Source organism: Cupriavidus sp. GW821-FHT07C08 (assembly GCF_059419025.1).
Map to the genome: position 1 here is coordinate 80090 of NZ_JBWKQZ010000001.1, position 17684 is coordinate 97773.

Consider the following 17684-nt stretch of genomic DNA (forward strand, 5'->3'; position numbering starts at 1 on the left):
TCCTACCCCGGCTGCCCGGGCAGCACCGCCCGGAGATAGGCGGCGCGGTCCAGCAGCTGCGCCGCCGCGTCAGCCACATAGTCGCTGACCGGCCGCGCGCATACCGTCAGCGCGACATTGCCCGCCAGCAGCAGCGCGCAGCAGGCCAGCTTGCGCGCGTCGGGCCGCACGCGCAGGCGTGCCGCGCCGGGATGGTCTTCGTCGAGGTATTCATCCCCTTCCGGCACGCGCTCCGCCTCATGCGGCAGCCGCCACAGCAGCCGCGTGCCGGTGCGGGACACGGCAATCAGCAGCAGCAGGCCCGACACCAGCACCGCGGGCCACAGCGCCGGCACCCACGGCGCCGGGGTCGCGCGCAGGACCATGAGCTTGCCGAGGAAGCCCGACAGCGGCGGCAGCCCCACCGCTGCCACCACGCCCACCAGGTACAGCAGCCCGGCCAGCCGCGAGGCACTGACCGGGGCCCCGTCCTCGCGCGCCGGCTCCGGCTCCAGCGCGTCGGCCAGCAGGAACAGCGCGGCGGTGCACAGCGTGGTGCTGAGCAGGTAGAACATCGCCGCGGCCCAGCCGGCCTGCGTCTGCATCGCTACGCAGGCGGCCAGCAACCCGACCGATGTCACCACCAGGTAGCTGGTCATCGCGCGCAGCGTGCCGGCGGCGACCGCGCCCAGCGCGCCGACCGCCAGCGTGACCAGCGCCAGCACGAACACCCAGTCATGCAGGAATGGCCCCAGCAGTCCCTGCGGGCCGCCGAAGATCAGCGCATCGCAACGCAGCATCGCGTAGATGCCGACCTTGGTCATGATGGCAAACAGCGCCGCGACCGGGCCGGTGGCGCTGGCGTAGGCGCGCGGCAGCCAGAAATACAGCGGGAACAACGCCGCCTTCAGCGCAAAGACCAGCATCAGCATGGCGCCGGCAGCCACCGCCAGCGGCAGGTCCTGGGCCGGCAGGCCGGCCAGGCGCAGGCCGAGGTGCGCCATGTTCAGCGTGCCCGACAGCCCGTACAGCACGCCGACCGCGACCAGGAAGAACGACGACGCCACCAGGTTCAGGATCACGTAGTGCAGCCCGGCGCCGATGCGCGCCCGCCCCGCCCCATGCACCAGCAGTGCATAGGACGCGATCAGCAGGATCTCGAAGAAGACGAACAGGTTGAACAGGTCGCCCGCCAGGAAGGCGCCGTTCAGGCCCATCAGCTGGAACTGGAACAGCGCATGGAAATGCCGGCCCTGCCGGGCCGTGCCCTCTCCCGCCGCCGCCAGCGCGGCGACGGCCAGCACCACGGTCAGGGCCAGCATCATCGCGCCGGTGCGGTCCAGCTGCAGCACGATGCCGAACGGCGCGGACCAGTTGCCCATCGCATAGACCGCAATCTCGCCGCCAGCCGCCTGGCGCAGCAGGTGCACCGCCACTGGCGCCAGCAAGAGCGTGGCCACGGCGCAGACGATGCGCTGCGCGCGCAGCCGCTGGGCCGGCATCGCGGTCAGCAGCGCACCGGCAAACATGGGGATCAGGATGGGCAGCAGCACGGCGTGGTTCATGGCCGCGGCTCCTGATTGCCGCCATCGGCATCGCGCCCCTCCGGCTGGCCGGCGGCGTCGACATGGTCGCTGCCGGTCAGCCCCAGCGAGCGCAGCGCCAGCACCACCGCGAACGCCGTCATGCCGAACGCGATCACGATGGCGGTCAGCACCAGCGCCTGGGGCAGCGGGTCCGCGTAGCTGGCGCCCGCCACGATCACCGGCGGCCGGCCGATCGACAGGCGCCCCATGCCCAGCAGGAACAGGCTGACCGCATACGACAGCAGCGTCAGCCCCAGCACCACGGTGAAGACGCGCTCGCGCAGCAGCAGGTAGATGCCGCCCGCGGCCAGGATGCCGATGGTGATGGCGTAGAGCGCGGCCATCAGGCGTCCTCCGCGGCCTGTGCCGGCGGCAGGTTGCGCACACCCAGGTGCGATACGATCACCAGCGTGGTTCCCGTCACGGTGCAGAAGACTCCCAGGTCAAAGATCATCGCCGTGGCCAGCTCCACCTCGCCGATGCCCGGTATGTGGAAATGCCCGAAGGCGGTGGTCAGGAATGGATAGCCGAAGGCCAGGCTGCCCAGCCCGGTCAGGCCCGCCAGCAGGATGCCCGCGCCGGCAATGGCGCGATAGTCCGGCGCAATGCGCGCTTCGGTCCAGCGCACGCCGCTGGCGACGTACTGCAGCAGCAGCGCCACCGACGTGATCAGCGCCGCGACAAAGCCGCCGCCCGGCAGGTTGTGCCCGCGCAGCAGGATATAGACCGCCACCAGCAGCGTCAGCGGCAGCATCAGCCGCGCCAGCATGGCCAGCAGCAGCGGATGCGCCTGGCTGCTCCACGGCAGGCCATCGGGCGCTGCCGACGGGGTGTCCAGCCGCATGCCCTTGAGCAGCGCCTGCACCGCCAGCCCTGCAATCAGCAGCACGCAGATCTCGCCCATGGTGTCGAAGCCCCGGAAATCCACCAGCAGCACGTTGACCACGTTGTGCCCGCCGCCGCCCGGCACGGACTGGTCGATATAGAAGGCAGACACCGGGTCATAGGGCCGCGTCATCACGGCGTAGGCCGCCATCGCCAGCAAGGTGCCGCCGCCAAGCGCCAGCACCAGATCCCGCCCGCGGCGCGCCGCCCCGGCGCGCTCCGGCGTCTCGCGCGGCAGGTAGAACAGCGCCAGCACCAGCAGCAGGATCGTCACCACCTCCACCGAGATCTGCGTCAGTGCCAGGTCCGGCGCGGAGAACCGCAGGAACGCCATCGACACCATCAACCCGCAGCCGCCCAGCAGCACCAGCGCGAACAGCCGCTGGCCGTGCGTCACCACCACGCCCACCGCGCACAGCCCGAGCAGCGCCAGCGTGGCGGCGCCGATCAGGTCGATGGCGCCCGCCGGCATGCTGCCACCGAGCCATTCCAGGTCGGCCAGGAAGTATGCCGGCACAGCCAGCAGCGCCAGCAGCATCCAGGCGACATAGGTCTGCAGCGAGCCATTCTCCAGCCAGCGCGTGACGGCTGCGGCAAAGCGTTCCAGCGCATGCATGCCATGCTCGAATGACTGGCGCGCGCTCAGGTGGCTGATCGCGTGTTGCAGGCGCCGCAGCGCGTGGCGGCGCAGGAAGAACAGCGCCGCGCCCCCGCCCATCGACACCAGGCTCATCAGCAGCGGCAGGTTGACCCCGTGCCACAGGTTCAGGCTGTACTCCGGCAGGGGCACGCGCAGCGTGGCCAGCGAAGCCGCCGCCAGCAGGTCGCCCACCGTATAGGCCGGCACCAGCCCGACCACCAGGCAGGTCACCACCAGGAACTCCACCGGCACCTTCATGAAGCGAGGCGGCTCGTGCGGCGGGTAGTTGGGCACGTCGGGCTGCCGGGCGCCGAAGAACACGCCGTAGATAAAGCGCAACGAATAGGCCATCGTCAGCGCCCCCGCCAGCGTCGCCGCGGTCGGGATCACCCAGTTGAAGTCGCCCAGCAGGCCTTGCGCCAGGGTCTCGCCGAAGAACATTTCCTTGCTGAGGAAGCCATTGAACAACGGCACCCCCGCCATCGACAGCGATGCCACGATGGCCAGCACCGCGGTGTGCGGCATGTAGCGCGCCAGCCCGTGCAGGCGGTCCAGGTCGCGCGTGCCGGTTTCATGGTCGATGATGCCGGCCGCCATGAACAGCGACGCCTTGAACACCGCGTGGTTGATGATATGGAAGATGGCCGCCACCGTGCTGAGCTGGGTATCGAGCCCGAACAGCAGCGTGATCAGGCCCAGGTGGCTGATGGTGGAATAAGCCAGCAGCCCTTTCAGGTCCCGCTGCAGCAGCGCCAGGCCGGCGCCCACGATCAGCGTGGCCAGCCCCGTCATGCTGACCAGGTAGAACCAGCCGTTGGTGCCGTCCAGCACCGGATAGAGCCGCGCCAGCAGGAACACGCCGGCCTTGACCATGGTGGCCGAGTGCAGGTAGGCCGAGACCGGCGTGGGCGCGGCCATGGCATGGGGCAGCCAGAAGCTGAACGGGAACTGCGCTGACTTGGTGAAGACCGCCAGCAGGACCAGCACCAGCATCGGCAGGTACAGCGGGTGGTGCTGCACCTTGCCGGCCTGCGCCAGCACCTCGGACAGCTCGAAGCTGCCGCAGATATGGCCCAGCAGCAGCACCCCTGCCAGCAGCGCCAGCCCGCCGCCGCCCGTGACCGCCAGCGCCATGCGCGCACCCTGGCGCGCATCGGTGCGCCATGACCAGAAGCCGATCAGCAGGAACGACAGGATGCTGGTCAGCTCCCAGAACACCACCAGCATCAGCAGGTTGCCGGCCAGCACCACGCCCAGCATGGCCGCCATGAACAGCAGCAGCAGGCAGAAGAAGCGCACCGCGGATTCATTGCGCGCGAGGTAGTAGCGCGCGTACAGGATCACCAGCAGGCCCACGCCCAGCACCAGCAGCGCAAACAGGAACGACAGGCCATCCAGCCGCAGCGACAGGTCCAGCCCGAGCTGCGGCAGCCACGCCACGCGCCAGCCCAGCGCATGCCCCGGCTGTTCGAAGACCGCGCCGCGCAGGCTCAGCAGCAGCACCAGCGCGGCCAGCGGCAAACCGATGACGACCGGCGCCAGCAAGCGCGCGGCCCGCATGCCGATCAACCACGCCAGCGCCGCGGCCAGCAGGGGCAGCGCGATCAGCAGCACCAGCGCCATGCGCCCCCCTCAGCCGTTGCCCGGGGTCACGGCCGGCGTGTGCCGGCCGCCGACGCGCCGGGCGGCAAGCCGGGCCGATGGTGCTTGTGTTGCAAATGGGGCGGTGGTCATGGGCCAGGTCCTTTATGCGGGCATTCATGCGGGCAGTCGTCCCCCCTACTTTCCGGATTCTGCCGGCATTGCGCAAGTCATGCTCGCCTTATTGCGCGGCGCACGAAAGAATTCATCGCTTTGCAAAAAGAATCTGAATACGCGCGGCGATGGCGCGTGCTGCGCAGCAGCGACCGCCATCGGCCGCGAGGCAGCTTCCAGCGCCGTGGCGCCGCACATCATCGCCATGGCCGAGGCGCTGGGCTTCGAGGTCGTGGCCGAGGGCATCGAGCATGAAGACCAGGCGCGCTTCCTGCGCGAGCGCGGCGTGCAGTTCGGCCAGGGGTGGCTGTTTTCACGCGCCTTGCCGGCAGACGGCCTGCAGGCGTACCTGGCATCCCCGGCGCACCCCTGAACGGTGACACGCCGCGAGACGACGGCAGTGCATCCCTGATGCTTGCCGAACGCCTCCTCGCCGATGGCACCTGGTCGCGATAGTCCCCGCGTGCGCGGGCCGGTTGTAAGATGTCTGTTCCAGCTTATCGCCATCACGCCTGCGCGCACCGAAACCGGCACGCGCGGCCATCTTCAGGAGACGCCCGTCCAATGAGCGAAGCGCTTTGTCTTGCCAGCGCCGCCGAGCTGCAGCAGAGCATCCGGCGCAAGGAAATCTCGCCGGTGGAACTGACCGCCGCGGTGCTGGCGCGCGCCGAGCGGCTGCAGCCGGTGCTGAACTGCGCTTTATCACGCTGTGCGCGGACGAGGCCATGGCCGCGGCGCGCGCGGCGGAAGCGGAAGTGATGTCCGGCCGGCCGCTGCCCCCGCTGCACGGCATTCCTTTCACCGCCAAGGACATCGTCAACACGCGCGGCGTGCGCACCACCTTTGGCGCCGTGCCGATGCGCGACAATGTGCCGGCCGAAGACGCCGTGGCGGTGGCGCGGCTGCGCGCGCAGGGCGCGATCCTGGTCGGCAAGACCACTACGCCGGAATTCGGCTCCAAGTGCCTGACCGATTCGCCGCTGTTCGGGCGCACCCGCAATGCCTGGCACGCCGAGCGCACCAGCGGCGGCTCCAGCGGCGGCGCCGCGGTGGCGGTGGCCAGCGGCATCGCGCCGCTGGCGGTGGCGACCGATGGCGGCGGCTCCACGCGCATTCCTGCCGCCTGCAATGGCGTGGTGGGCATCAAGCAGAGCCAGGGGGTGATTCCGCACAGCCAGGCGCAGGACCTGTTCGGCAACCAGACCTACGTGACGCCGACTACGCGCACGGTGGCCGACACCGGCCTGATGCTGCAGGCCATGGCCGGCGAGCATGCGTGCGACCCGTGGTCGATCGGCGTGCCCGCCGCCGACTACGTGGCCGCAGCGCGGGCGCAGGGCGACCTGCGTGGCCGGCGCATCCTGTATTGCCCGGCGCCGCCTGGCCGCCCCGTCTCGGCGGACGTGGCGCGCGCGTTCGAGGCCAGCCTGGACAAGCTGCGCGCGCTAGGCGCCGAACTGGAGCCCTTCGGCGGCGAAGGGTTCGACGTCGAACCCGTCTGGCGTGCCATCAACCACACGGTCTGGCGCACGCGCTTTGCGCCGATCGTGGCGCAGCACCGCGAGGCGCTGAGTCCGACCTTCGTGCGCCAGGTGGAATCGGCCGCCGCATTCACCGCCGTGGAATACCAGCAGGCGATGTTCGAGCGCTCGCAGCTGTTCCTGCGCGTGCAGGCGCTGCTGGGGCGCGCCGACCTGCTCGCCATGCCCACCATCACACGCACCGCACTGCCACTGGAGCAAGACCTGTTCGGCCAGATCGAAATCGATGGCCAGGACTATCCCGATGTGCGCGCGAACTGGTTTCCCTGGACCATGCCGTTCAATATGACGGGGCATCCGGCCATCAGCCTGCCCTGCGGCTTTGGCAGCGATGGGCTGCCGATCGGGCTGCAGCTGGTCGGGCAGTTCCGCGGCGACGCGCAGCTGCTGCGTGCGGCGGCCTTGTACGAATCGGTCCATGACCTGACCGGCCAGTGGCCCACCCTGCCCTGACACCCTCTCAACATCGTTCCCTGACTGCCATGACTCATCAAGTCCGATTGACGCGCCGGCTGCTGGCCATGACCGCTGTCGCTGCCGCCACCTTCGCCATGACCGCGCCGGCCGGCGCGGCCGATGCCGAGCCGATGCATATCATCGTCGGCTACGCGCCCGGCGGCGCCGCCGACAGCCTGGCGCGCCTGTATGCCGAGCAACTGCGCCAGGACGGCCACGGCACCGTGGTGGTCGAAAACCGCCCCGGCGCCTCGGCGCGCCTGGCGCTCGACTACGTGAAGCGCGCCAGGCCCGATGGCAAGACCGTGTTCATCGGCCCCTCGCCCCTGTTCACGATCTTTCCGCTGACCTACAAGAAGCTGTCATACGATGCCGACAAGGACCTGGTGCCCGCGGCGGTGCTGACCGATGTGCCGACCGCGGTCGCGACCGGCGTGCAGCAGCCTTACCAGAACATGAAGGAATACGTGAGCTGGGCCAAGCGCAACCCGGGCGGTGCCAGCCTGGGCCTGGCCACCATCGGCAGCGCCGGTCACCTGGGCACGGTGGCGCTGGGCAAGGCCGAAGGCATCGCCATCACGCCCGCGCCGTATCGCGGCGCATCGCCGATGCTGGTGGATGTGGTCAGCGGCAATGTGTCGATCGGCTGGGATGCCGTGGCCAGCATGATGCCGCTGTACAAGGGCGGCAAGCTGCGCTTCCTTGGAGTGAGCGGCACGCGCCGCGCCAAGGCGCTGCCCGAAGTGCCCACCATGAAGGAACAGGGCTTCAGCCAGTATGACCACGCCACCAGCTGGTACGGCGTGTTCGTGCCTGCTGGCACGCAGCCTGACGTGCTGGCGCAGGTGGAAAAGATGTTCCTCGCCGCCTCGGCCAACGCCGCCACCGTGGCCAAGCTGGAAGCGCTGGGCCTGGAAGTGGTGGCGCGTCCTGGCCAGGAAGGCCGCCGCCGCATCCAGCTGGAGCGCGCCGCGTGGAAGCCTATCGTGGAGGCGACCGGCTTCCAGGCCGAGGACTGAGGCCCGGTCCGGCCCTGCCCTGCCCTCAGGGCTTGGGCCGCACCGCGTCAGCGGTCCCCTGGATGAAGGCCTTGATCTTCTCGACATCGTCCGGCGTCAGCTTGCCGGTGAAGTCCGGCATGCCGCGCGCCATCGCCGGCCCCTTGAAGACCACCTTGTCCAGGTTCTCGATATAGGCGGCATCGATATAGCCCAGGTTGGGGATATTGCCGCCGCGGTCCACGCCGGGCACGCCGTGGCACAGGGCGCAGTTGCTGACGTACAGGCCGGTGCCCGCCTTGACCTGCGCCGGGTCATATTTCACACCCTGCAGCAGCCTGGCGGCGCGGTACTCGGCAAAGGCCGGCAGCGGCGCCTTGCCGCCGAGGGCGAAGGTGTAGACCGTGCCCGGCCCCTGCCGGTTGGTGGCGCGCTGGGCCTGCCCGTAGACCCCGCCCCAACCCACGGCCACCGACACATACTGCTTGCCGTTCAACTCGAAGCTGACCGGCGCCGCCACCACGCCGGTGCCGGTGGGCGACTCCCACAGCTTGTCGCCGCTGCGCGCGTCATAGGCGACAAAGCGGCCGTCGGCGGTGCCCTGGAACACCAGGTTGCCGGCGGTGGTCAGCGTGCCGCCGTTCCACGGCGACACATGCTCCTGCGTCCATGCCGCCTTCTGCTGCACCGGATCCCAGGCGATCAGCCGGCCAAAGGGCTTGCTCTTGGGCGGCTCGGCATTCAGGAACTTGGCAGTGTTCCAGCCCACGTTGCCATGCGGGGTGCCGGGCTTGCCTTCATTGAAGTTCCAGGTCTTGTCGTCCATCAGGTTGATCGGCACGTTCTGCGCCGGCAGGTAGACCAGCCCGGTCTGCGGGTTGAACGACATCGGATGCCAGTTGTGCGCGCCGTACGGCCCAGGGACCGAGTCATAGGGCTTGTCGGTGGCGCGCGCCTCGGGCCTCTCGATGGGGCGGCCATTGGCGTCATAGCCGGTGGCCCAGTTCACGTCGACAAAGTTCTTTGCCGAGATGAACTTGCCGTTGGTGCGGTCGATGACGAAGAAGAAGCCGTTCTTGGGCGCGTGCAGGATGACCTTGCGCATCTGCCCGTCGAGCTTCAGGTCGGCCAGGATCATCGGCTGCGCCGAGGTGTAGTCCCAGTTGTCGCCCGGGGTCTCCTGGTAGTGCCAGACATACTTGCCGGTATCCGGGTTGAGCGCGACGATCGAGGCCAGGTACAGGTTGTCGCCGCCGGCCGGACTGCGCTTGCTGTGCGACCACGGCGCGCCGTTGCCGGTGCCCACGTACATCAGGTTCAGTTCGGGGTCGAAGGCCAGCGTGTCCCAGGCCGTGCCGCCGCCGCCCGCCTCCCAGTACTTGCCGCTGGGGTCCCAGGTCTTGGCCGCCGCGGCCATCGACTCATCCTCGAACGGCCTGGAGGGGTCGCCCGGCACCGTGAACCAGCGCCACTTCTGCTCGCCGGTGCCGGCGTCATAGGCCGTGATGTAGCCGCGCACGCCGTATTCGGCGCCGCCGTTGCCGATGATGACCTTGCCCTTGAATACGCGCGGCGCGCCGGTGATGGTGTACGAGTACTTGCGGTCGATGATGGTGTCCTTCTCCCACAGCTTGCGGCCACTAGCGGCATCCAGCGCGATCAGCCGGCCATCGTAGGCGGCCACGAACACCTTGCCCTGGTACAGCGCCACGCCACGGTTGACCACGTCGCAGCAGCCGCGATAGCCGAGCGAGCGGTCCACCTTGGGGTCGAAGGTCCAGAGCCGCTTGCCGGTGCGCGCATCAACCGCATGCACCACGCTCCATGACGCGGTGACGTACATCACGCCGTCCACTACCAGCGGGGTTGCTTCCACGCCGCGGGTCGACTCCAGGTTGTAGGTCCACACCAGGCCCAGGTCGCGCACGTTGGCGGCATCGATCTGCCTGAGCCGACTGAAGCGGGTCTCGGCATAGTCCAGGCCGTGGCTGGGCCAGTCGCGGGCGGTGCTGGCGTTGGCACTGATGAAGGCGCCGTCAACCCTGGCTGCCGCATTGCGCGGCGCCGCGGCGCTGGCGGGCAAGACCTGCACCACCAGCGCCAGGGCCGCTGCCAGGAAGCCAGTGGCGCGCCTCATGGGGCGGCGGGTATGCATTGCAACATCGGGGGCAACGGGGTCCGTCGCCTGCTTCAACGCATGGCTCATGTCGTCTCCTGTAGGGCATTCTTGTTGGAATTCGGGACTGCAGGATTACGGAACTGCGCGATGCCGGGCCGTGGCCGGGGCCTATAGATCATCGGTGAGCGATCCGATTATGGGTACAGGGATTACCCGCGGAAAGTCGTGCCCCCGGCGCAAGGCGGCGGGCATCCCGAGCCTGCCGAGCGATATGTGTCGGATATTACTGATGAAGAAATGAATATTGGACGGTGTAGGCACGCCTCGCTTAGCCTTGGCGCCAAGGCAGGCAACCAGCCCGCACCCCCGTGTCCGGAGACTCCAGCATGAGCAACTTCCTTCTCTACGAGCAGCAGGACCATATCGTCACGCTGACGATGAACGAGCCCGAGCGCCGCAACCCGCTGACCGGAAATACCGCCGTGGCAGAGTTCCTGGCCGCGATCGACCGCATCCACGGCGACCGCAGCGTGCGCGCGGTGGTCATCACCGGCGCGGGCACGGCGTTCTCGTCGGGCGGCAATATCAAGGACATGGAACGCCAGGCCTCCGGCGAAGTGCCGGGCATGGAAATCCGCCAGGACTACCGCTGCGGCATCCAGCGGCTGCCGCTGGCGCTGTTCAACCTGGAAGTGCCGGTCATCGCCGCGGTCAATGGCGCGGCCATGGGCGCTGGGCTGGACCTGGCCTGCATGTGCGACATCCGCATTGCCTCGGAGCGTGCGCAGTTTGCCGAGTCCTTCGTCAAGCTCGGCATCATCCCCGGCGATGGCGGCGCGTGGCTGCTGCCGCGCGTGATCGGCCTGTCGCGGGCGGCCGAGATGACCTTCACCGGCCAGCCGATCGATGCCAGGCTGGCGCTGGAATGGAACCTGGTGTCGCGCGTGGTCGCGCCCGAGGCGCTGCTGCCCACGGCCTATGAGCTGGCCGGCCGCATCGCCGCCAACCCGCCGCACGCGGTGCGACTGGCCAAGCGCCTGATGCGCGAGGCCATGCATACCCGCCTGGATACGCTGCTGGAACTGTCCGCCGGCTTCCAGGCGCTGTCGCACCAGACTGCCGACCACCGTGAGGCGGTGCAAGCGTTCCTGGACAAGCGCACGCCGGTTTTCACGGGGAACTGAGCTGCAGCAGAGCGTCAGGTGGACTGCTGTGCCGCTCAGCCTGCCACGCCCAGCGCCCCCTCTACATTGCGCACCAGGCTCACCAGGCGCGGGCCGATGTCCTCCTCCATCTGCTTGCTCTGCTGGCTGAACACGGGCACCGAGGCGGCAAAGATCCACGCCTCGCCGTCGCGGCGGGTGCGCATCGGCACGGCAACCGATTCCACCTCGCGGTGCAGGTCGCGGTGGCCGCGGCAGAAGCCGTGGTCTTGCAGGTCACGGGCGGCATCGGCCAGGCGCTCCTGCAGCCAGTCAGCGCGCTGCGGATCGGCGGCGCGGAGCTGGGCGAGATAGGCCTCGCGCTCGGCCTCGCTCAACAGCATCAGGTAGCCGCGTCCGGACCCTGTGCGCGAGACCGACACGCGCGTGCCGACCTCGGGCCGGAACACATGGCTGCCCACGCCCTGGGCGATCTCGACGTAGGTCAGCGCATTGCCGCTGCCCACGATCAGCTCGACCTGCCCGGCGATATGGTCGGCCAGCTCCTGCATGGCCGGCCGCGCCAGCTGGCGGATCGTCATGCGTGCCAGCGCGGGCGCGGCCAGGTTGATCAGCCCAACCCCGGGCACGTAGCGCGACAGGCGCTCCGAATAGTGCAGCAGGCCCAGCTCGCACAGGGTATCGAGCAGCCGGAACAAGGTCGGCTTGGCCAGGCCGGTGCGCTCCATCAGCTCGCGGCTGCTCAACTCCTGCACCGTTGGGGAAAAGCAGTTGAGGATCGAAATGCCACGCGCCAGCGCGCTGACAAGGCGCGCTTCGCCGTCGGCATCGGCGGGCGGCGGGGCCAGGGAGCCGTGTGGTGCATTCGTCATGTTATTGCCTGAATTCAAGGTTTTTTGATACGAGCGTCTCAAAACCCGGATGTTGCCCTTCGTTTTTCCCAAAGTCAAACCTGGTTATTTGGGTTTACACGGCGCTTTTCCGAAGCCAGAATCCCAATTCATCGTATTGGACGATCACATTTCGGTACGGACGTCTCAATATCCCAGCCACGACTCGCAACGCTCAGCCTTTTCAGGAGACACCCCATGCAACAAGCCGTCATCGTCGACGCCATCCGCAGCCCGATGGGCCGCTCCAAGCCAGGCTCGGCCTTTACCGAACTCCATGCCACCGAACTGCTGGCGCAAGTGCTCAAGGGCCTGGTCGAGCGCAACAAGCTGGATCCGGGTTTGGTCGACGACGTCATCACCGGCTGCGTGACCCAGGCGGGCGAGCAGTCCGCCGGCCCGGGCCGGGTGGCGTGGCTGGCGGCAGGCTTTCCTGACCACGTGCCGGCCACCACCATCGACCGCAAGTGCGGCTCCAGCCAGCAGGCGGTGCATTTCGCCGCGCAGGGCATCATGGCCGGCGCCTATGACATCGTCATCGCCTGCGGCATCGAGTCGATGAGCCGCGTGCCGATGGGCTCGGCCCGCATCGGCCAGAACCCGTACGGCCCGTCGATGGAAGCGCGCTATGCGCCGGGGCTGGTCTCGCAGGGTGTCGCGGCCGAGTTGGTGGCCGCCAAGTACGAACTATCGCGCCACGACATGGACAGCTACTCGGCCCGCTCGCACGAGCTGGCCGCCGCCGCGCGCGCGAGCGGCGCCTTCCGCCGCGAGATCCTGGGCATCAGCACGCCCAATGGGCTGGTCGAGCAGGATGAAACCATCCGCCCGGGCACCTCGGTGGAGAAGCTAGGCACGCTGCAGGCCTCGTTCCGCAATGACGAACTCAGCGCGCGCTTCCCGCAGATCGGCTGGAACGTGACCGCGGGCAATGCCTCGCAGATCAGTGACGGCGCCTCCGCCATGCTGCTGATGAGCGAATCGATGGCGCAGCGCCTGGGCCTGAAGCCGCGCGCCCGCTTTGTCGCTTTCGATGTGTGCGGCGACGATCCGGTCATGATGCTGACCGCCCCGATCCCCGCCAGCCAGCGCGCGATCAGGAAGAGCGGCCTGAAGCTCGACCAGATCGAGCACTACGAGATCAATGAAGCCTTTGCCTGCGTGCCGCTGGCCTGGCAGCGCGCGCTCGGCGCCGACCCGGCACGCCTGAACCCGCGCGGCGGCGCCATTGCGCTGGGCCATCCGCTGGGCGCCTCCGGCGTGCGGCTGATGACCACCATGCTGCATGCACTGGAAGACAGCGGCCAGCGCTATGGCCTGCAGTCGATGTGCGAGGCCGGCGGCATGGCCAACGCCACCATCATCGAGCGCCTGTAAGCGGCCCCTGAACCAAACATCCAGTCAAGGAGACACAGCATGAAACTGACCAATATGTCCGCCGTCGTGACCGGCGGCGCTTCCGGCCTGGGCCTGGCCTGCGTGCGGCGCCTGGTGGAACGCGGCGTCGACGTCGTGATCGCCGACCTGTCGGAAGAGCGCGGCAATGCCGCGGTCGACGAGTTCGGCGGCAAGGTCCGCTTCCTCAAGGCCGACGTGACCGACACCGACCAGATGAACGCCGTCTACGACGCCGCCGAAGCCATTGCCCCGCTGCGCGCGCTGATCCATTGCGCGGGCCTGGGCGGCCCGGTGCGCGTGGTCGAGAAGGACGGCTCGCCGGGTTCGCTGGAAAAGTACGAGTCGATCGTGCGCATCAACCTGATCGGCACCTTCAACGCGCTACGCCTGGGGGCTGCGCGCATGGCCAAGAACGAACTGATCGACGGCGAGCGCGGCGCGTGCGTGCTGACCGCGTCGGTGGCCGCCTACGAGGGCCAGATCGGGCAGATCCCTTACGCATCGGCCAAGGCCGGCATCGTCGGCATGACCCTGGTGGCCGCGCGCGACCTGGCACAGCGCGCGATCCGCGTTTGCACCATCGCCCCGGGGCTGTTCGACACCCCGCTGCTGGCCAAGCTGCCGGAGAACGTGCGCGCGTCGCTCGGCGCCATGGTGCCGCACCCGCCCCGCCTGGGCGCACCGGATGAATACGCGTCCACCGCGCTGCACATCCTGGAGAACCCCATGCTCAACGGCGAAACCATCCGCCTGGACGGCGCCATCCGCATGGCACCGCGCTGAGCCGCGCGCAGCACCGATACCGACTTCTGACAAGGAAACCCGCATGAGCGACACGCTGCAACTGGAAACCCGCGGCAATACGCTGCTGATCACCATGAACCGGCCCCAGGCGAAAAACGCCATGGACTTCGAGACCGCGACCGCGCTGGCCGCCGCCATCGACCAGCTGGAAAGCCGCGACGACCTGAGCGTGGCCATCCTGACCGGCGCGGGCGGCACCTTCTGCTCGGGCATGGACCTGAAGGGCTTCCTGGAAGGCAAGCGCCCCAGCCTGCCCGGCCGCGGCTTTGGCGGGCTGACCGAGAAGCCGCCGCGCAAGGTGCTGATCGCCGCGGTGGAAGGCTATGCGCTGGCCGGCGGCTTCGAGCTGGCGCTGGCGTGCGACCTGATCGTGTCGTCGAAGGCGGCCAAGTTCGGCCTGCCTGAAGTCAAGCGCGGGCTGGTGGCGGGCGCCGGCGGCCTGATGCGCCTGCCGCGCCGGGTGCCGTACCACATCGCCATGGAATACGCGCTGACCGGCAATATGCTGGGCGCCGAGCAGGCCCACGCCTATGGCCTGATCAACCGCCTGACCGAAGCGGGCCAGGCGCTGGCGGGCGCGCTGGCGCTGGCCGACGAGATCGGCGCCAACGGCCCGCTGGCGGTTGCCGTCAGCAAGCAGATCGTGGCCGAGTCCGCCGACTGGAGCGCCGAGGAGATGTTCGAGCGCCAGCGCCCGCTGCTGGCGCCGGTGTTCACCTCGGCCGATGCCCGCGAGGGTGCCGCCGCATTCGCCGAGAAGCGCAAGCCGGTGTGGACGGGCAAGTGATGGCCCACGCCAGGCAGAGGGCATCGATGTCATCCGCCCTGGGCTAGTGAACGGCCGGCCGCAAGCCGGCCGTTCGCACATTCCAAGCAGCACACAGACCAGAACATGGAGGAGACCCATGAAACACAAGCTGCCCGAATCGCTGTTCAACACGTCCGCGGCCCTGCTGCTGGCGACCGCCGCCGCCACGTTGCCGCTGGCGGCCAGCGCCGCCGCCTGGCCTGAGCGCCCCATCACCATCATCGTGCCCGGCGCGCCGGGCGGCACCACCGACATCCCGACGCGCCTGGTGGCGCAGAAGCTGTCGGCCATCCTGGGCCAGCCGGTGGTGGTCGACAACAAGCCCGGCAGCGGCGGCATCATCGGCACGCAGGCCTTCATGCGCGCGGCGCCGGACGGCTACACGCTGCTGGTCGGCAATACCGGCTCACACGCGATCAACTACAGTGCCTACAAGCAGTTGTCCTACCAGCCGCAGGACTTCCTGCCGCTGACGGACCTGATTTCCTTCGCCAACGTGCTGGTGGTCGGCGCGCAGGCGCCGGTGCGCAGCTTGGCCGAGCTGGTGGCGCAGCTCAAGCAGTCCCCGGGCAAGTATTCCTACGCCTCGGCCGGCATCGGGCAGACCACGCACCTGACGGCGGAGCTGTTCCGGCTGCGCACGGGCACCGAAGTGATTCACGTGCCGTACAAGGGGTCGACACCAGCCACGACCTCGGTGCTGGCGGGCGAAACCACCTTCATGTTCGACAACCTGACGCAGGCGCTGCCGCAGATCCGCGCCGGCAAGCTGCGCGCGCTTGCGGTGACCAGCGCCGAGCGCCTGCCTGCCCTGCCGGACGTGCCGACGATGGCGCAGGCCGGCGTGAAGGATTTCGTGGTGATGGGCTGGCTGGGCTTCTTTGCGCCGGCCAAGACCCCGCCTGCCATTGCCGCCACCCTGCAGGAAGCGCTGGGCAAGGCCATGCGCGACCCCGAGGTAGTGGCCAGGTTCCGCGACATGGGCGGCATCTCGGGCGGCGAACCGCAACCGAAGTTCGCCGCTCTGGTCAGCGGCGACATCAAGCGCTGGGGCGAGACCATCCGGGCATCGAAGGTCAGCCTGGACTAGCCGCCTTTGGCAAAGCGGAAGGTGGCCCCGCCCAAAGCCAAATTGACACGGTGGGACCTGGGGCATACCCTCGCCCTACCCTGCGGTATATTCAGCGCACGCTTAAATGTAAAGACATGGATAGCGCCCCGGGGCTCACAACGATAACGACAAGCGACGAGACCACACCGTGCCCACCCCCACCGCGCCTTCCCGCTACGAAGCCCTGCGCCCGGCATTGCCGATCCTGATCGGCGCCTCCCTGATGCTCAGCCTGGCCATGGGCCTGCGCCAGAGCCTTGGCATCTTCATGCCGCCGCTGACGCGGGACCTCGGCATCTCGGTATCGGATTTCACCATCGCCATCGCGGTACAGAACCTGGCGTGGGGCCTGCTGCAGCCGCTGGCCGGGGCCTGGGCCACGCGGATCGGCTTCCGGCCGCTGATGCTGGCCGGCTCGCTGCTCTATGTGACCGGACTGGTGCTGCTGGCGACGGCGCACAGCATGATCGGCGTCACGCTGGGCGCGGGCGTGGCCATTGGCGCCTCGATGGCCTGCACCGGCAGTGCCCTGGCGATGGCGGTGGCGGCGCGGCCGGTGTCGGCGGCGCTGCGCAGCACGGTGCTGGGGCTGGTGTCTGGCGCGGGCTCGCTGGGCGCGCTGCTGGCGGCACCGATCGGGCAGATGGTGACGCAGGCCTACGGCTGGCGCACCGGGCTGGCCGCGTTCGTGCTGCTGGCGCTGGTGATGCTGCCCGCGGCGTGGTTTGCCGGCCGCGTGGACCGGCTGCCGCTGGTGTCGCCCGCAGGGCGCGGCCAGGACAGCGCGCGTGAAGCGCTGGGCACCGCGTTGCGGCACGCGCCGTTCGTGGTGATGGCGCTGGCGTATTTCGTCTGCGGCATGCAGCTGGTCTTTCTGACCACGCACCTGCCGTCGTATCTGGACGTATGCGGCATGGACCCGATGCTCAGCGCGCAGGCGCTGGGCGTGATCGGCGGCTTCAACGTGCTGGGCAGCATCTTCTTCGGCTGGGCCGGCGGCCGCTTCAACAAGCTGATGCTGCTGGGCGGCATCTATACGATTCGCTCGCTGGCGCTGACCTGGTACTTCTCGTCGGCGCCCACGCCGCAGAGCACGCTGGTGTTCGCCGCGGTGATGGGCTTCCTGTGGCTGGGCGTGGCGCCGCTGGTATCGGGCTGGATCGCCGAGACCTTCGGCCTGCGCTGGCAGGCCATGCTGGGCGGCGTGGCGTTCTTCAGCCACCAGATCGGCAGCTTTCTCGGCGCCTTCGGCGGTGGGCTGGTCTACGACGCGCTGGGTTCCTACACCGTGGCGTGGCAGGTCGGCGTGACGCTGGGGCTGGCCGCGGGGCTGGCGCAAATTGCATTTGCCGTGGCGACGCGGCGGCAGCCGCCGCTGATGGCCACTTCCTGAAATACTGTGCCGGGCCGCCCCGAACGGGGGATGCGGAGGGCGCGCTTAATACCTAGCATGGATCCCGAGCGGTCCGGTCTTGGATCCTCAGGCCTTTTCAAGCCCGCCCCCGCGCGGGTTTTTTTATGGCTCTTCGCTGAATTCGGTGGCACGCCCGC

General features: G+C 68.9%; 13 protein-coding genes and 1 pseudogene. 9 read left to right on the plus strand and 5 right to left on the minus strand.

The features are described from left to right. Positions 1–2: 2 nt before the first annotated feature. From AC07UK_RS00435 to AC07UK_RS00445, 3 genes are read right to left on the minus strand one after another with little or no spacing between them, the layout of a single operon-like run. Positions 3–1544, minus strand: a complete 1542-nt coding sequence (locus AC07UK_RS00435; protein ID WP_436221752.1) for a monovalent cation/H+ antiporter subunit D — start codon at positions 1542–1544, stop codon at positions 3–5. Then, a complete protein-coding gene (locus AC07UK_RS00440; protein WP_114135312.1) occupies positions 1541–1909 on the minus strand; it encodes a Na+/H+ antiporter subunit C in 369 nt (122 codons plus the stop codon). Before AC07UK_RS00440 ends, AC07UK_RS00435 begins: the two co-directional genes overlap by 4 nt. After that, on the minus strand, positions 1909–4713 hold the full coding sequence (locus AC07UK_RS00445; protein ID WP_494685470.1) for a monovalent cation/H+ antiporter subunit A: 2805 nt from the start codon (positions 4711–4713) through the stop codon (positions 1909–1911). The genes AC07UK_RS00440 and AC07UK_RS00445 overlap by 1 nt, the downstream gene beginning before the upstream one ends. 109 nt (positions 4714–4822) lie before the next feature. On the opposite strand from AC07UK_RS00445, the gene AC07UK_RS00450 reads away from it, so the two are divergent. From AC07UK_RS00450 to AC07UK_RS00460, 3 genes and pseudogenes are all read left to right on the plus strand, one after another. Continuing rightward, on the plus strand, positions 4823–5218 hold the full coding sequence (locus AC07UK_RS00450) for an EAL domain-containing protein (RefSeq protein WP_494685486.1): 396 nt from the start codon (positions 4823–4825) through the stop codon (positions 5216–5218). A gap of 191 nt (positions 5219–5409) precedes the next feature. After that, positions 5410–6839, plus strand: a pseudogene (locus AC07UK_RS00455) (amidase). A gap of 68 nt (positions 6840–6907) precedes the next feature. Continuing rightward, positions 6908–7861, plus strand: coding sequence for a Bug family tripartite tricarboxylate transporter substrate binding protein (locus tag AC07UK_RS00460; protein WP_436223070.1), 954 nt, complete (start codon positions 6908–6910; stop codon positions 7859–7861). Positions 7862–7886: 25 nt separating this feature from the next. Here AC07UK_RS00460 and AC07UK_RS00465 read toward each other — a convergent pair whose 3' ends face one another. Beyond that, the gene (locus AC07UK_RS00465; protein ID WP_436221756.1) at positions 7887–10046 is read right to left on the minus strand and encodes a PQQ-dependent dehydrogenase, methanol/ethanol family; all 2160 of its coding nucleotides are present in this window, start codon (positions 10044–10046) and stop codon (positions 7887–7889) included. Between the two features lie 299 nt (positions 10047–10345). Between AC07UK_RS00465 and AC07UK_RS00470 the strand changes: the two genes are divergently transcribed. Next, a complete protein-coding gene (locus AC07UK_RS00470) occupies positions 10346–11143 on the plus strand; it encodes a crotonase/enoyl-CoA hydratase family protein (RefSeq protein ID WP_436221757.1) in 798 nt (265 codons plus the stop codon). Positions 11144–11178: 35 nt separating this feature from the next. Here AC07UK_RS00470 and AC07UK_RS00475 read toward each other — a convergent pair whose 3' ends face one another. Then, entirely contained in the window at positions 11179–11994 is an 816-nt protein-coding gene (locus AC07UK_RS00475) for an IclR family transcriptional regulator (protein ID WP_494685469.1), read from the minus strand. A 216-nt stretch (positions 11995–12210) separates the two neighbouring features. Here AC07UK_RS00475 and AC07UK_RS00480 point away from each other — a divergent pair, with 216 nt between their 5' ends. The 5 genes from AC07UK_RS00480 to AC07UK_RS00500 all read left to right on the plus strand — a co-directional run bounded on the left by AC07UK_RS00480 (position 12211) and on the right by AC07UK_RS00500 (position 17526). Beyond that, the gene (locus AC07UK_RS00480) at positions 12211–13389 is read left to right on the plus strand and encodes a thiolase family protein (RefSeq protein WP_494685468.1); all 1179 of its coding nucleotides are present in this window, start codon (positions 12211–12213) and stop codon (positions 13387–13389) included. A 39-nt stretch (positions 13390–13428) separates the two neighbouring features. Further along, entirely contained in the window at positions 13429–14193 is a 765-nt protein-coding gene (locus AC07UK_RS00485; protein WP_013956840.1) for an SDR family NAD(P)-dependent oxidoreductase, read from the plus strand. Between the two features lie 43 nt (positions 14194–14236). Further along, complete coding sequence (locus tag AC07UK_RS00490) at positions 14237–15001, plus strand: crotonase/enoyl-CoA hydratase family protein (protein WP_114135305.1); 765 nt, start codon at positions 14237–14239, stop codon at positions 14999–15001. A 118-nt stretch (positions 15002–15119) separates the two neighbouring features. After that, positions 15120–16112 (plus strand): Bug family tripartite tricarboxylate transporter substrate binding protein, encoded by a 993-nt coding sequence (locus tag AC07UK_RS00495; RefSeq protein WP_494685467.1) that lies wholly within the window; start codon positions 15120–15122, stop codon positions 16110–16112. A 169-nt stretch (positions 16113–16281) separates the two neighbouring features. Continuing rightward, the gene (locus AC07UK_RS00500) at positions 16282–17526 is read left to right on the plus strand and encodes an MFS transporter (protein ID WP_436221761.1); all 1245 of its coding nucleotides are present in this window, start codon (positions 16282–16284) and stop codon (positions 17524–17526) included. Positions 17527–17684 lie beyond the last annotated feature (158 nt).